This window comes from Paenibacillus kribbensis (assembly GCF_001705305.1).
Lineage (GTDB): Bacteria > Bacillota > Bacilli > Paenibacillales > Paenibacillaceae > Paenibacillus > Paenibacillus kribbensis_B.
The window spans coordinates 304647-319324 of record NZ_MCBP01000005.1; the positions used below are offsets into that span (position 1 = coordinate 304647).

Consider the following 14678-nt stretch of genomic DNA (forward strand, 5'->3'; position numbering starts at 1 on the left):
CTAGGCTTCTTTAGCCTTGTTGTTCTGAAGACTGACGCTGAAGACGCATCAGCGGACGCAGTATCTTTTGCAATATGCGCGGATAATTGCCCAGCTCGTCCCTGCGAAGCACGCCCAGCACAACCAGCAGGGTCAGGTAGCATACCAGTACAACCCCTCCAGCGATACAGCAAGCGATGAAGAAGGCTACGCGTGCAGGTATCAGATGCACCAGTAGAATGCAAGCTTCATTTACACCGTATCCGATAGCTCCAGAGACTACGACTGCGGTCAAAAAGCCTGCCCAGCGACGGCCCATGATGGAGAAGGAAACGATCCCTTTGAGTACACGCAAATTCAACAGTGTAATCACGAGGAAACATAATCCGGTCGCGCCAATGATGCCGTAAATTCCAAGCCAGCCAGCCAGCAGCCAGCTTGCCACAAATTTAACCACGATACCAATCATAACATTAACCATTGAAATACGCGGCTTGCCCATACCGATCAAAATCGAGTTGGACGTCATCATCGTAATCTGGAATATCGTTCCGAGTGTCAAAACGGCGATAATCCCGCTGCCACCAAGCGAGCTGAACAGTAAGCCATTAATGGAATAGGCGGTTACACATAAAGCCAGTACAATTGGCATTCCAGTCAAAATCGAGATACGCAAGGCCAGCGTCATCTGATTTTGCAAATGGCGTTCATCCTTGCGGGCAAAAGCCGCCGAAATGATAGGGATGAGCGATTGGCTGAGCGCAATGGCCAAAATCGGCGGAATCCCCGCCACACTTTGCGCCCGAGACCCTAGGTAACCCAATTGGGTAGTAGCCATATCCAGTCCAATCTGGCCGGACAGCAATCTCACCACAATCGACGTATCAATAAAATTGACCGCCGGAACGGTCAGGGACGACAATACAATCGGGATGGACAGCGTAAAAATGTCTTTGTAAATGCGCATCATCGGCAGCGGAGAGCTTTCCTCCTGGAATTGCTCTTGCCGATCCCGGCGATCCTGACGACGCAATTTCACTGTATAGTACAGCATGACCGCCAGAGCGCCAATACTTCCCATGACACCCCCAAAGGATGCCCCGGCCGCAATCTCACGGTCTCCATAACCTAGCTTCAAAATAATAAAAGCGAGTAAAATAGCGGTCGCCACCCGTGCAACCTGCTCCACAATTTGTGATATACCGCCTGCGGTCATATTACCCCGACCTTGAAAGTACCCGCGCATCATGGCAATGGCAGGAAACAGCAGCAAGGCTGGTGCCAAAGCCTGAATAGCCAAAGCGGACTGCGGAACCCCTGCTACATGCTCTGCAAAATAAGGCGCTCCAAAATACAGCACCACTGTGATGATAATGCCCGCCGCGGCCGCGAATAGCAATGCTGCATGATACACCCGTCGCGCTTCCGCAGGTCGATCCAGCGCATAGCGTTCTGACACCATTTTGCTTAATGTGCTAGGAATGCCGGCTGTAGCCACTGTGAGCAGCATCAAATATGCGTTGTTCGCAATGGTAAACGAGGCGTTCCCCACGGAACCGAGCAAATGCTCCAATGGAACACGCTGCACCAGACCAAGCACTCTGGCCACCAGGGCGGCAGCGGCTAAAATAAGCGTGCCTTTAAGGAATGTTTCTTTATTGGACAAAATGCGTTCCCTTCTTTCTTGCTGTTCACATGCATGCAAAAGCTCCGCAAAAACAGTCATGGCCTGAGCCATCACCGGTGCGGAGCCGCATGTCGATTCTGTCTCTGCAAATCATAATAACGAGCTATCCGTTATAACACCCAAATCAAGAATACTATAATCATAGCAAGCTGCAAAATCACTTTCATTACGGTACTGGTAAACAGTCCCAATACGGAGCCGAAGCCCACTTTTATGGCTCGATCCAGCGGGGCTTTGCCTATCAGCTCACCCAGCACAGCGCCGATAAATGGTCCCAGAATCAGGCCGAATGCCGGAATAACGAAGGGACCAATAATAATCCCGACCGTGCTGAGGGTCGCCGACAGACGCGAGCCGCCAAATCGCTTGACTCCCCACGCATTAACAGCATAGTCCGCAACAAAAAGCGCAACGACGATGAGTGTTTGTATAATCCAAAACAATGCATTATATGAAGCAAACGAGAAAAACCAACCGTATACAAAAAAAGCAAAATAGATGGCGAGCGCCCCCGGCAATACGGGATATACCGCCCCGGCCATGCCAACAATGAACAGCACGACAATAACAATCCAGCCTATAACGTCCATGGGCCTCCTCCTTCTTGTCCATTCATCCTGTATGCAGCCTCATGCGTTCTATTAAAACGTTCTATTCAACAAGTATATAATTGCGGATCACTTCTGCGATGCCGTCGTCATTGTTGGAGGCCACGACCAGATCAGCCGCTTCTTTCACCGTGTCCTGAGCATTGCCCATCGCTACACCCAGTCCGGCCGCTTGAATAACAGCCAGGTCATTCAGACTGTCGCCAACTGCGACCACCTGTTCCATGGTAATTCCCAGCAGATCGCACACTTCAGCGATTCCACTAGCTTTTGATATGCCAGCCGGGTTAATTTCCAGATTCGTCATCGAGGAGTTGGAAATTTCAAGTCCTCCCATATCCTGAAGCTTGAGCAAGATTTGATGGCGAATTTCGTCATTTTCCGTATTATAACCGAATTTGAGCCATTCCTGTGTGTCTAATGTATCTGGCCAACGGTCCCTGTTATATAATTCCTCCGTTGAGTAAGCCCAAAACCAGGAGTCTGTTTCTACAGCAATCTGGTGCATCTTACGAACAAGCTCCCGATCAAGCAAATAACGGCGCCACAGCTCATGAGGTGATTTCCATACCTCACCGCCGTTTACCGTTACCATCGGTGTATCCAAGCCGAGCTGCTGACCATAGGGCAGAGCATGCATCGCCGCTCGTCCAGTAGACAAGCATACATGAATCCCCTCCTGAATCGCCTTGTTAATCCAGTTAATCGTATCCAGGGTAATCTCATGATTATCGTTCAGCAGAGTTCCATCCATATCGAGCGCAAGCAGTTTGTATTTATAATGTTTCTCTCCCATGGTTTCTCTTCCTCCTGTATGTCCCATATGTCCAACGACATTTTACCATGAAAAAGAGAAGCCCACAAAAAAATTCAAGCCCTTACTTCGATGTCTGCGGCTTTTTTGGGATACTATCCAGTCCGTATACCTCGTCATATGCATCAAATATTTTACGCGCCACCGGTCCTGCGCTCGTCGCGCCAAAGCCCCCTTCGGGAATAATGACAGCTACGGCCAGCTTCGGATTTTGCCGCGGTGCAAAAGCGATGAACACCCCGTTATCTTTAACCGCACGTCCCACTATCTGCTCAGAAGTCCCTGTTTTCCGGGCATAATCATACGGAAATCCGTTAAATGCTTTAACATCCGTAGCCATGCCGTGAATGACCGTATTCCAATACGTTTCTGAAAAAGCGACCTCATTCAGCACCTTCGGCTTCCATTCACGCACGAGATTCCCTTGATCATCTACAATCTTACTGACCAAATGTGGCTGCATACGCTTGCCCTTTGTTGCCAGTACAGTCGTATACTGTGCCAGCTGCATCGTCGTGTATTTCCCTTGTTGACCGAAGGACGCCTGCACCAATCGCGTCAGCGCACTTTCCTGCTTGCTCATATACTCAAGTCTGCCCGCCCATTCCCCCGGCAAATCTACTTCAGTCGGCACGCCTAATCCGAATTCCTTCATATACTTGTCCCAAACATCAATACCCTGATGCACTCCTGTATTACTTCCGTACTTGGTATACAGCGGCTTGCCAATCATATCCACCATGAACGTATTGGATGAGAATTCTATGGCTTTGCTAGGGGTCAAACTACCATACACGTGCCCACTCGAATTACCGACCCGGCTGGATTGGTTTTTACCATAATATGCGCTCCCTGTATCCAAATAAGTTTGTCCGGGTGAAAACAAGTTTTCCTTCAACCCGATCAGCACCGTGAGGGGTTTAATGGTTGAACCCAGCAGCACGGAGGACTCCGGGTGCGGACCCGACTTTCCACTCGGTACAGATTTAATCGTTCCATTCCCCATTTTGTGCTGAATTTCGTCATATACCGATGGCGATGTACCTCCGTTCTTCCATACATTAGGGTCATAATCCGGCATACTGGCCATCGCTACGACATTTCCTGTCTCGACCTCCATCGCTACAGCAAAGCCCGTAGTGGCATCTTGGTGGAGCTTCCCGGATACCGTATGAGTATGAAGCCAGTGAAGCTGATCCATAATAGCTTGCTCGGTTTTTTGCTGAATTTCCTTGTTGATGGTGGAATAGAGATGATGTCCTTTTTTCGGAGGGGTAATGGATTCTACGCCCTCCGGCATGCTGCGCGGATTGACTTCCACCGTTTTATAGCCGTTTTTTCCTCTCAGCTCGTCCTGATACTGTAGCTCCAAGCCATCATATCCGACCGTTTCACTTTCCAGGTAAACTTGTTCCGGTCTTAGAACCTCCGAATTGGCTTGGAAAAGCTCTTTATATTTGGGCCGGTTCGTACGGGCACCTTTGAACTTGTACATATATCCAATCGCTTGCACCGCTACCCGATCCGGGTCATAGTGACGGACGCTCTCTTCTACGATCTCCACACCGGGAAATTCCTTTTTGTGCTCCAGAAAATATGCGATTTCCTCCCGGCTTAGATCAGATTTGATCAGACGGGGGGTAAAGCCCCTATATTGGCTATAGTCCGGGTCCAGACGCTTCTTAATTTCAGCTGCATCAAGCTTCTCCCCCTCTTGATATCCCAATTTATTTAATTTGGCAGCAAGCTTATCAGCAAAAGCATTCAGTTCAGGAAGCAGCTTTTCCCCAGGCTTACGGCCTTTCTCTGCACGCTTGCTATAATCCTGTGACAAGGTCACATACAGAGATTGTACCGGAGTCGAATACGCCAGCTTGACCGTACCCGTAGAGTCATAAATCGTCCCACGACTGGGAGCTAGCGGGACATTTTTGGTATTTACAGACTGCTGTAGCCCCTTCAACTCCTCGGATTGCACAAACTGCAGTACAGCCAGTCTGGTAATGATAAGGGCAAACAGCACAAAAGCACTGAAAAAAACAAGGTTCGTTCGCAAGGTCGTCCGCTTTTTTTGTGTCTCTTCGTTCTCTTCATTGTTTTTCTTTTTAAATGAAAATTTTTTATCCAAACCACTTTTGTTCATACTGGCTGGTCATTACTCCTTTCTACTCGATCTCACATTTTGGTCTCATATTCCTGATCCTACCATAATTCATGTAAATAACGATGAAATTGGAGATGACAATTTTGTAAGAAATTATATAAGAATAACAAAAAAACTTCCCTTAGCACAATGGCTAAGAGAAGCCCACAAAAGAATTCAAGTCCTTACTTCGATGTCTGCGGCTTTTTTGGGGTACCATCTAGCCCGTATACCTCGTCATATGCATCAAATATTTTACGTGCCAAACATTTTCCCTTTTTTTAGTTGTAAAAATATCCCCTTCAAGCTCGCTCCATCCACATAAAACCGTATGGACTTCTTTGAGTGGCTATTACTTGAAGAGGACAATTTAAAACTCATCTGAACAGCGGTAAACTAAAATAAACAATTACTTGAGATTGACTGGGTTAATGAAATAAACAAACAAAAAAATCGTTAAATTAGCTATACAAAAGATGCTTTTTTTGACTCCCGCCTTTTTAAACAATGTGACGTAACTGAAAATTAATAGAAAAGCGCTCATAGAGACAAATAACAGCGTTATGATTAGAATTATTACAAAGAGATTTTCTTCCCCAATGAGGTCAGGAGCCGAATATTTACCCATAAAAAATCCAATATAATAAATACAAGTAGACACCATTATGATTTGATAAGGTAGCAATAATGCCAAAATAACATGAATAAGAAAACTCAGATATAAATATATTTTGTTCATTTGTCTCCCTTCCAGTTATTCTACAGCCTGTTCCCGAATAATTTTGTTATATTTCTCAAAAAGTAAATAGGTTTGATAAACGAGGTTGCCGTAATTCACTGCTGAATCACCCGTACCATTATATCTTGTGATAACACTTTTGGTTTCAGCTTCTCCAAATTCGTAATAATCCCTACTTAATCCAACTTTATTTGCAGCCCTAATCAGTACTAAAGCACAAGTGCTCACATTAAAGTTATTATCAGTATGAAGCTTATCCCAAATATAGTCCATATCCTTCCAATTGTCTATGTCATAGACTCGATCAGTAACTATACCAATCCCTACAGCAAAGTTAATGGAATCAATGGCAGTTGCTGCGAATATCTGGCCTAGACCGGTGCTAGCATCTTCCTTTATAACTAGTGGAGGAGTCGGTGCTGGAGTAATAATTTTAACAGCGGTGGGCAAAGCATCCCACGCTTCATAACTTTTTTTATAGCCATAATATTGAATCACCAATCCATCAGCCACAGTATCATCCGCGCCTTCAGTACATAACTCTCTCATTAATACACATTGTATCAAAGCCTTTCTTATACTATAAATACGACTCAAATTCGTAATTAAACTATCGTGCTCTAATACTATTGACAAAGCCTTAGCTGGACTCCGAAGTGATTTTGCCTTTTGTACAGCTGTTAATTGTTCATCAGCTAACTTTATTTGTGCTTCAGTCATTGCGTCTCTGTATTCAGCCAAGAAGTAAGAATCATCTAGGGGAATAGATGTTGGAACTGACACTTTTTTAACGCCCATATCCCGGCCTGATTGAATATTGTTGTCAATCTCGATAGCTCCGTCCTCTGTCCCAATTTTAATGGTAGAAATTTGATCGAAAGCCCAATTTGCAGGAAGATTATACCCGAGGTTTCCGCTAAATCCTGTAGACATATCGCTAACAAAGCTAGTAACAGCATACCCTGCTTTAGATACGCGACTACATACATTCCTTGGTCCATAAATACCAATGCGGTATTTCCCCCCAAGTCCCTCCATTTTATTATGGAGAGCTTGGAAATGAGGAAGAAGGTGACTGGTGACTTCTCCATCTACTGCGTCATAGTCAACGGCAAAATAGATGATGGTTCCAGGTTCAAAACCATAATTGTTAGCTGCCACTAGTGCTCGTCTTGCATCGATTGCACCCTGAGTTGCACTAAAATAGCTCAAAGAATTGGCCGAGTATTGAAAAATTGGGAAAACTGAGAGCCCAGCTGCAAAGATTGTATCTAGCTCTCCTTCTTTAATTTTCTTTGAAAGTTTTGAGGTTTCAACAATATAACGACCAACTGTGGTATATCCATTGTTCTTAAGAGTCTGAGCCCTAGCAGGAGTAATAGTTGTGATGCAGTCGCAAGCGGTCCCTTTCCGGTTTTTATCACCTGTACTTACTAGTAAAGATGCCCATGTTTGCTTTCCAGCAGCACCATCAGCAGTCAGTTTAGTAAATTTTTGAAAATTAGTTACTGCAGTTTTGACACCTTGATCAAAAACTCCATCAAAACGACCTGGATCGTACTCATTAAAATATAGTGCGTATTGCAGTAGTGATACAAACTTGGTTTGTGTGCTTCCAAGAGATAATGTTGGACATAGTGAAGTTGTGGAAGGACCAAACGAGCCATTGGGTTCGGGTATCCCTTCCTCAACTTGTAATGCGTAAATTAATGCTTTATTTGTTGAACGTGCATATATCCCGTCGCAAGGAATTAATCCTAGTGGTTCAAAGAGAGTTCGATAGTAATCTCTGTTAAGTCTTTGTTGAATTTCTCTAATCTTTGGATCTCCTATGTTAACAAATGCATCCATGTTTAATAGCGCCTTAAAAATCATAGGTGTTGCAATTCCATCTGGAACAGCTAATCCAGCATCTGATTGCAATTTTGATATTGCAGTTTTCGTGCCATTGCCAAAGGTGCCAGTAAATCCCCCAGGATTATACCCCTTACAAAATAAAGCTCCTTGAAGAATTCTTATTTGATTGGAGACTGAGCCGTTTGTTGAATCAGAGTTAACAGAAAGCGTAGGACAAAGCGAAGCAGTGGCAGGACCAAAGCTTCCTGTCGGAGATGAAATTCCTAATTCGATTTGCAGTCCCCAAATTAAAGCTCTGATTGTACCTCGCCCTGTACGTCCGTCTTCTGTAATTGAATTAAATCCAGATCTACCTTGATAAGTTTTGTTAACCCATTGCTGAACTTTCAATACCATTTCATCCATAATGATAACCTCTTTTCTTATTAAATATCGTTTCTAATAATTGAAATAACAACATCAAAAAAAGTAGTACACAATGTTACGAAACCAATTACTGCTCATTGGCCTAGGGATAATAGTAGAAAATGGTGTATCCCTGCACTATTTTCTACTAAGACAACATTGTTATTGAATATTATATAATGTAACGTAATGATACGCAATATAAAATATTACTCGGGCCAGCACCCTTCAGAAAAACCAAACTTTCTATGTGGTTTTGAAAAGCCGCTTCCCGTCATGGTAAGAAAAAAGCATGTATCACGAAATCAAAAAAAATACTTGTGATTTGATAATATGTGCTCAAGAACATCTTATAATGTAAGAGGACTACATCATTCTCTTTGGCAAGCTGGCTTAACAAGGTAACCAACTTCACACAACTTATAGAATAGCTCCCATAAACCAGTTTTTTAGGCATCCTGCTGTTTTTTGAACTAAAAATTACATTATAAACAATCCGTTACAGTGATTTCAAATGATTTTTCACAGAAGAAAATAAGCAACAACAACGTTTAATCAAATTACTACTTCTCACTAAATCCACTACTCCTCAAGAAGAAGCAGAATTCAGGTTTAACAGGTTTTGAAACCGAAATCTACAGATCATTGGTATAAACCGTTATATGAGCTTGGTTAGCGTATCAATCGCTTTTAGACCGATTGTGAAGAGACACTTTTGAAAGTAAACTTGCTATTTATTTTGTTAGCCCTTTATATAGTAAATAATCCGTTGATAACAAACATACGTTCGTATATAATTAACTTAGTAAGTGAAATAAATACTTATAGCATGTAAAACTATGTAGAAGGAGAGATATAACTGAGAATGAACTATATTTCACTCAAGGAAAGCCTTATTTCACTTCAAAACCTTCCAGATTCTCCGCTTTCTTCACATGTCCTTGAAATCGTTAATACTGAGCATACAGATTCCAAAATTGTCTTGGAAGTTCTGGATGAACCTGAGCTTTTTAGCTTACTTCTAGTAACAACTAATGCCAAAGAGGATTATTGGAACATGCACCTTTTTTATATGGATCAGGTCGAAAAAAATAACGACCAGTATCGCTATCATTCTTTTTCTATCACCGAGAGCATTTACCTACATAATTGTTTTACCAGACTGTTTAAAGCATAGAGAAGCAGGACTCATTTAGAGTCCTGCGCTGTACCTTTTACTCTTTGATATTCCTCTTCTATAATTCTAGTAAGCAACTCAGTAGCGGTAATCCCCAGCTTCTTGGCAGCCTCTGCTAACTCCTTCTTAATATATGCCGGCACATCATAATGAAACTTAACTTTATTCCCATAAGCCATGTTTTTTTCCTCCACATTCCCCTTAGTTGTTATTCATTACTTCATGATACTTCTGATCAATTAAGCGAATTAACAACTGGGTTGCCGAAGTTTCCTGTAAATTCGCACATTCAATGAGCTTTTCTTTCGTCTCTGGTGCAAATTCATATGGCAATTTAAGCTTTGGCTCTGACATTCGGCCACCCATATTTTTCTCAACTTGGACAGCTTTAGTGACCAATAATTCTAAGGAATTTTCCTCAGATGTATTCACTTCCGTGTATTTCTTAAGTACTCTGGATAAATATGATTTTATCGCCTTTTGATTGTCCTCATCCAATACAATGGACAAGTTATTATCTTGTACATGCAGTTCACAATCAAAATTATTTCCAAATAGATTGATATTGTATTTCATACTTATACTCCTTTTGCTAAAGATTAAGATTTGTTAGTTATAGTATATTTTGTTTCGTTATGTTACGCAATATTTTATAAAAATATATCTAAATAGAATATCTTGATCCTTCTTAAAAAAAATATTTGATTAAGAAACACCAAAAAGGAGGGAGAACGAAGAAAGTAATATTCCATACAATGAGGATACCAGAAGATTTATCTTAGATTGGTCAGAGAAAGCAGGACGTGATAACTAAACTAAAAGGTAGACATGAAGAACCGATTTGCGTTATGCGTGATGAAAATAAGTTTAAAAAAATCAAAAATATCCCCTCCAGTCAGCAACGTTCAAAATTTTTCCCGTTGTTAACTGTGGGGATATTACTAATGCACATTATTTTAGTATTTAAAACAACATATTTCCACACCACTAAATTGGTTAAAAAAATATTTTATGGAATTAAAAATCCATGAAATCTGTCAATGATAATCTACATAAAAGGTTCCTTTTGCATTATCTGAACCCGGAGTAACACTTACTTCAAAGTAACCATAAAGACCACTGAGAGTAACGTTATTATTATATTTTGAACCATTTTGTAAAGTGTAAGTCGTCCATGGACCATGAGACGTAGTATCTCCTACTTTGTAAACTGCAACACTAAGCGCGTAATCCCCGCCTTGAGTATTTGGAAAAGTATGCACTGTTATTTTCCCGTTACAATAAATCGGAGCAGATCTTTCGTTCCAACTATACGATTTCGTAGTTCCCATTGTATGTATTAAGTGATTTTCTTGTGTAGGAACTTTAGAATAAGCATCAGATGTTACAGATGTCTCTGCATAGGTTGAAGATGTTACAGAAGCATCCGCATAAGCTGAAGATGTAATTGCTAAAAATAAGAGACACGCCACTCCCGAGACTTTCACTTTTTTATCTAGCATATAAAAACCTCCTTGTTTATTTAACTGCAACTTGATTTTACAACTCAATGCCTCAAAAAGAATTTATGTATATATATCATTTTCTGTTAATATTATCATTTCAATGTCTTTTTCTATTAATCACTAAATATGCATTTTCGCTCCAAAGAGATCAGAAGCAACAAATCTTCAGATTCGACTTAATAAATTCGAGAAAAGATATTCCTATATATATTTTCGGCTCTCTAAAGTCTCCTTGTCAGGAATAGTACGTGCGATATAGTATATAACTTTCTTTAATAATATCCAGCGGCCCATCATTTTGAAACAAATGAAGGGCCGCCATTCTTGAAAGAGCTAAACGATCTGCTTGATTTATCAAACCTCACGCTCATTGTTTTTCTCCAGATTCTCATTCCACTTTCCATCAGACAAACCTTACGACTGTTGAACTAATTCTCATTGGGGTACTTAGATGTAATGACTTTCATTCAATACGCCCAAGCCACAAATTACTTTATTTACTTTTCAGTCTTACTTTCCATTATTATCGGTTGAATCCAGTTTTTTCTTTGGAACACCGTCCAGACCGTATACTTCGTCGTAAGCATCAAAAATCTTGCGTGCTACAGGTCCTGCGCTCCAAGCCCCGAAGCCTCCTTCAGGAATGACAACCGCTACGGCCAGCTTCGGATTTTGTCGTGGAGCAAATGCAATAAATACCCCGTTATCCTTCAGCTTGCCGCCTACGCTTTGTTGCGATGTACCCGTTTTGCGGGCAAAGTCATAAGGGAAACCATTAAATGCGCTGACGTCTGTCGCCATCCCGCGTATAACTTCATTCCAGTAAGCGTCCGGGAAGTTCACTTCATTCAACACCTTAGGCTTAATGGTTTGAACTACATTGCCGTTGGTATCTTTAATTTGGCTGACCAAATGCGGCTCCATCCGTTTGCCCTTGTTCGCAATCATCGCTGCATACTGGGCAAGTTGCATAGGAGTATATTTACCTTGTTGACCAAAGGATGCATAAGCCAATTTGGAAAGTGCTGACTCTTTTTTGCTCGTGTACTCCCGCCATCCCCGGAACTCACCGGGCAAGTCTACTCCAGTGGAAACGCCTAATCCAAACTCCTTCATATAACGGTCCCATACGTTAACGCCCTGATCTTCTGCGGCATTATTGATGTATTTGTTATATAAGCGCTTGCCCACCATATCGACCATAAAAGCATTGGAGGAATGGCGAATAGCGGTAGCCGGGTCCATTGAACCGTACACATGACCAGATGAGTTACGCACTCGTGAGGAGTTGTTACGTCCGAAATATGCCGCTCCCGTGTCTTGATAGTACGTATTTGTTGTAAACAGTCCTTCTTCCAATCCAATAAGAACAGACAGCGGTTTAATAGTTGATCCAAGAAGCACGGTAGAATCTGGGTGCTGTCCAGGTTGGCCAGAGCCAACGTTCTTAATTGTACCGTTTTGATACACATGTTCAATCTCTTTATATTTGTCCTTAGAAATATTTCCAGTTTGCCAATAATTCGCATCATAGTCCGGCATGCTAGCCATCGCTACCACATTCCCCGTATCCACTTCCATAGCAACCGCAAAGCCTGTTTTGGCATAAGGATGCGTACTGCCTGATACAGCATGTGAATGGAGCCATCTCAATTGATCCATAATGGCGTTTTCCGTTTTAACCTGAATCTCTTTATTAATGGTGGAATAAATGTTGTTTCCCTTTTGCGGGGGAGTAACAGAATCTACACCTTCCGGCATATTGCGCGGATCAATCGGGATGGTTTTATATCCATTTTTTCCTCGTAACTGTTCCTGATATTGATATTCCAGTCCATCAAAACCAACAGATTCATTATCCATATAAATAAGTCCTGGGTCATTTTCAGCTGACATGGATTTTTGAATATTCTTATATTTAGGCAACGATTCACGCGCACTTTTATAGCTTTTAATGTAGCCAACCGTTTGGACAGCCACCGTATCAGGATCATAATGGCGTACCGTTTCCTCAACGACATCCACGCCTGGAAACTCGCTCTTATGCTGCATGAAATAGGCAACTTCTTCTTTGCTGAGATTGGTTTTAATCAGACGGGGCGTAAAGCCGCTAAACCGCTGATAGTTCCGGTCCATCTCGTCCATAATTTGCTCCGCTGTCATTTTCGGCTCATTTTTATCACCATATTCAGCAAAGCGATTTGCCAGCCTTTGCGTCATATTCTCCAGCTCAGGCAACAGCTTTTTATCAGGATCACGTGATTTCTCCAAAAGGTCGCTGTAGTTTTTGGAGAGTGTGATGTACAGCGATTGTACAGGTGTAGAATACGCCAGCCTGTTCTGCCCGGTTGAATCGTAAATCGTTCCCCGAATCGGCGTGAGCGGTACATTTTTGGTCACATTACTGGCCTCTTGCTGTTTAAGCTGGGGGCCCTCCACAAATTGAAGTATCGCCAATCTTACGATAATGACCGTAAATATAATGAACGAGCTGAAAAAGAACAGGTTGATCCTGAAGCTGAATCTTTTTCGGTCGGACGACTCGTTGTCTTTTCCCTGCTCGTTGTCCATCTTTCTCATGTGCCCTTCTCCACTCCTTTTAAATCACTTTATCCTTAATATGTGTCTGGGCAAAACCAGGCGGATTAAACCAGTTCCCGCTTTGTGCCCAGGTCGGGTCTAACGGTACCCACTGATCCTGACCGCTTAAATACACTTCATTCCAGGCATGTGAACCATAGCCGCCTTGTCCGTTGTATCCCAGTCCGGTCACCACCTTGACCTGAAGTCCCTGGGATCGGGCCATCATTGCATACAAACGGGCATAATCAATGCAGACTCCCTTGCGTGTATCAAACGTGTCTCTGGGGGTCTGCTCATGCCACTCGCCACGCTGTTCATAGGCTTCTACCTTACCGTAATCATAGCTGATGCGGGTGCCTACCCACTCATACAGCGCTTTGGCCTTTTGCTCGTCACCTCTAGCCCCCTGTGTAATCTTAGCCGCAGCTTGATTGATATCGTTCGGAATTTCACGGTCGATTATTTCGTATTTACGCTGCATGATGCCGTTTAATTCCTTGGTAACGGCCTGCGTAAATACGGGCAGTTTATCCTTAATCAGAGTACCGGATAACGGTTCAATGACCGATTGCGCTCCCTGCTTATAAATCGGTGAAGCCTGCACATAGCTGCTGAATCCACTGTCCGGGTATAAGCTTACACCTATGAACAACAAGGCTATAACCATGATGGCGCGTGCTCCGCCGATCACCGTACCAATCCCGGCCCCGGCCACCCTGCTGAAAAAGCCTGATTTTTTTTGCTGCTCACGAACAGGGGAATCCGACCTGCCACCTACTACCAGCACATAAATCGCACGCAGTACGAATTGAGCGATCGCATAACTGAGCATAAATAATACGGCAAACCGCAGTAGTGGAAAGCCCTCTAACCCTGCCACAAGCGTATAATAAAATTGCTCGATCCCGCTTAGTCCTCGCTGCGGCAAATGCTCCATATAATCCGCCAGCCATTGCTGCACCTTCGGTGAAAGCCACATGGCCAACCCAAGCGAGCACAAAATACCCGCCACGGTGAGTATGCCATCCACGATGAGACTAAACAGCGCACCTACAGATCTGGAAGCTCCTCGCCTCCACCCCTGTATCAACGACAACAGTACGATGGCGATCAGAAACACCGTTACGCCATTCCAATGAAGAACAGACTCCAGCCAGGATGGGTTCATTGTGCTCCTCCTG

Annotated in this window: 12 protein-coding genes; 2 read left to right on the forward strand and 10 right to left on the reverse strand. The window is 43.0% G+C overall.

Features of this window, described 5'->3' with window-relative positions:
• Positions 1-10: 10 nt before the first annotated feature.
• From BAZ21_RS12375 to BAZ21_RS12400, 5 genes are all read right to left on the reverse strand, one after another.
• On the reverse strand, positions 11-1645 hold the full coding sequence (locus tag BAZ21_RS12375) for a putative polysaccharide biosynthesis protein (protein WP_068500961.1): 1635 nt from the start codon (positions 1643-1645) through the stop codon (positions 11-13).
• Between the two features lie 131 nt (positions 1646-1776).
• Positions 1777-2256 (reverse strand): DUF456 domain-containing protein, encoded by a 480-nt coding sequence (locus tag BAZ21_RS12380; protein WP_068500674.1) that lies wholly within the window; start codon positions 2254-2256, stop codon positions 1777-1779.
• 61 nt (positions 2257-2317) lie between these two features.
• Positions 2318-3070, reverse strand: a complete 753-nt coding sequence (locus BAZ21_RS12385) for a Cof-type HAD-IIB family hydrolase (protein ID WP_068500676.1) — start codon at positions 3068-3070, stop codon at positions 2318-2320.
• An 82-nt stretch (positions 3071-3152) separates the two neighbouring features.
• Positions 3153-5231, reverse strand: a complete 2079-nt coding sequence (locus tag BAZ21_RS12390) for a peptidoglycan D,D-transpeptidase FtsI family protein (protein ID WP_068500679.1) — start codon at positions 5229-5231, stop codon at positions 3153-3155.
• Between the two features lie 754 nt (positions 5232-5985).
• Positions 5986-8232 carry a glycoside hydrolase domain-containing protein gene (locus tag BAZ21_RS12400; RefSeq protein WP_084011613.1) on the reverse strand — a complete coding sequence of 749 codons (2247 nt, stop codon included), beginning with the start codon at positions 8230-8232 and terminating at the stop codon, positions 5986-5988.
• Between the two features lie 865 nt (positions 8233-9097).
• Here BAZ21_RS12400 and BAZ21_RS12405 point away from each other — a divergent pair.
• Positions 9098-9409, forward strand: coding sequence for a hypothetical protein (locus BAZ21_RS12405; RefSeq protein WP_068500689.1), 312 nt, complete (start codon positions 9098-9100; stop codon positions 9407-9409).
• Positions 9410-9420: 11 nt separating this feature from the next.
• Here BAZ21_RS12405 and BAZ21_RS28975 read toward each other — a convergent pair whose 3' ends face one another.
• Together BAZ21_RS28975 and BAZ21_RS12410 are read right to left on the reverse strand one after the other, a co-directional pair.
• On the reverse strand, positions 9421-9588 hold the full coding sequence (locus tag BAZ21_RS28975) for a hypothetical protein (protein ID WP_176718147.1): 168 nt from the start codon (positions 9586-9588) through the stop codon (positions 9421-9423).
• Between the two features lie 22 nt (positions 9589-9610).
• Positions 9611-9985, reverse strand: a complete 375-nt coding sequence (locus BAZ21_RS12410; RefSeq protein WP_068500691.1) for a hypothetical protein — start codon at positions 9983-9985, stop codon at positions 9611-9613.
• A 272-nt stretch (positions 9986-10257) separates the two neighbouring features.
• Between BAZ21_RS12410 and BAZ21_RS28485 the strand changes: the two genes are divergently transcribed.
• Positions 10258-10440, forward strand: a complete 183-nt coding sequence (locus tag BAZ21_RS28485; protein WP_218061423.1) for a hypothetical protein — start codon at positions 10258-10260, stop codon at positions 10438-10440.
• Between the two features lie 6 nt (positions 10441-10446).
• Here BAZ21_RS28485 and BAZ21_RS12415 read toward each other — a convergent pair whose 3' ends face one another.
• The 3 genes from BAZ21_RS12415 to BAZ21_RS12425 all read right to left on the reverse strand — a co-directional run bounded on the left by BAZ21_RS12415 (position 10447) and on the right by BAZ21_RS12425 (position 14665).
• Complete coding sequence (locus tag BAZ21_RS12415) at positions 10447-10911, reverse strand: hypothetical protein (RefSeq protein WP_068500696.1); 465 nt, start codon at positions 10909-10911, stop codon at positions 10447-10449.
• 513 nt (positions 10912-11424) lie between these two features.
• A complete protein-coding gene (locus BAZ21_RS12420) occupies positions 11425-13494 on the reverse strand; it encodes a peptidoglycan D,D-transpeptidase FtsI family protein (protein ID WP_068500699.1) in 2070 nt (689 codons plus the stop codon).
• A 19-nt stretch (positions 13495-13513) separates the two neighbouring features.
• Positions 13514-14665, reverse strand: a complete 1152-nt coding sequence (locus BAZ21_RS12425; RefSeq protein WP_068500702.1) for a transglutaminase domain-containing protein — start codon at positions 14663-14665, stop codon at positions 13514-13516.
• Positions 14666-14678: the final 13 nt, after the last annotated feature.

Coding starts and splice junctions, on each gene's coding strand:
- BAZ21_RS12425 (WP_068500702.1), bottom strand. CDS start 14,665: ATGAACCCATCCTGGCTGGAGTCTGTTCTTCATTGGAATGGCGTAACG.
- BAZ21_RS12385 (WP_068500676.1), bottom strand. CDS start 3,070: ATGGGAGAGAAACATTATAAATACAAACTGCTTGCGCTCGATATGGAT.
- BAZ21_RS12415 (WP_068500696.1), bottom strand. CDS start 10,911: ATGCTAGATAAAAAAGTGAAAGTCTCGGGAGTGGCGTGTCTCTTATTT.
- BAZ21_RS12380 (WP_068500674.1), bottom strand. CDS start 2,256: ATGGACGTTATAGGCTGGATTGTTATTGTCGTGCTGTTCATTGTTGGC.
- BAZ21_RS28975 (WP_176718147.1), bottom strand. CDS start 9,588: ATGGCTTATGGGAATAAAGTTAAGTTTCATTATGATGTGCCGGCATAT.
- BAZ21_RS28485 (WP_218061423.1), top strand. CDS start 10,258: ATGCGTGATGAAAATAAGTTTAAAAAAATCAAAAATATCCCCTCCAGT.
- BAZ21_RS12410 (WP_068500691.1), bottom strand. CDS start 9,985: ATGAAATACAATATCAATCTATTTGGAAATAATTTTGATTGTGAACTG.
- BAZ21_RS12400 (WP_084011613.1), bottom strand. CDS start 8,232: ATGGATGAAATGGTATTGAAAGTTCAGCAATGGGTTAACAAAACTTAT.
- BAZ21_RS12390 (WP_068500679.1), bottom strand. CDS start 5,231: ATGAACAAAAGTGGTTTGGATAAAAAATTTTCATTTAAAAAGAAAAAC.
- BAZ21_RS12420 (WP_068500699.1), bottom strand. CDS start 13,494: ATGAGAAAGATGGACAACGAGCAGGGAAAAGACAACGAGTCGTCCGAC.
- BAZ21_RS12405 (WP_068500689.1), top strand. CDS start 9,098: ATGAACTATATTTCACTCAAGGAAAGCCTTATTTCACTTCAAAACCTT.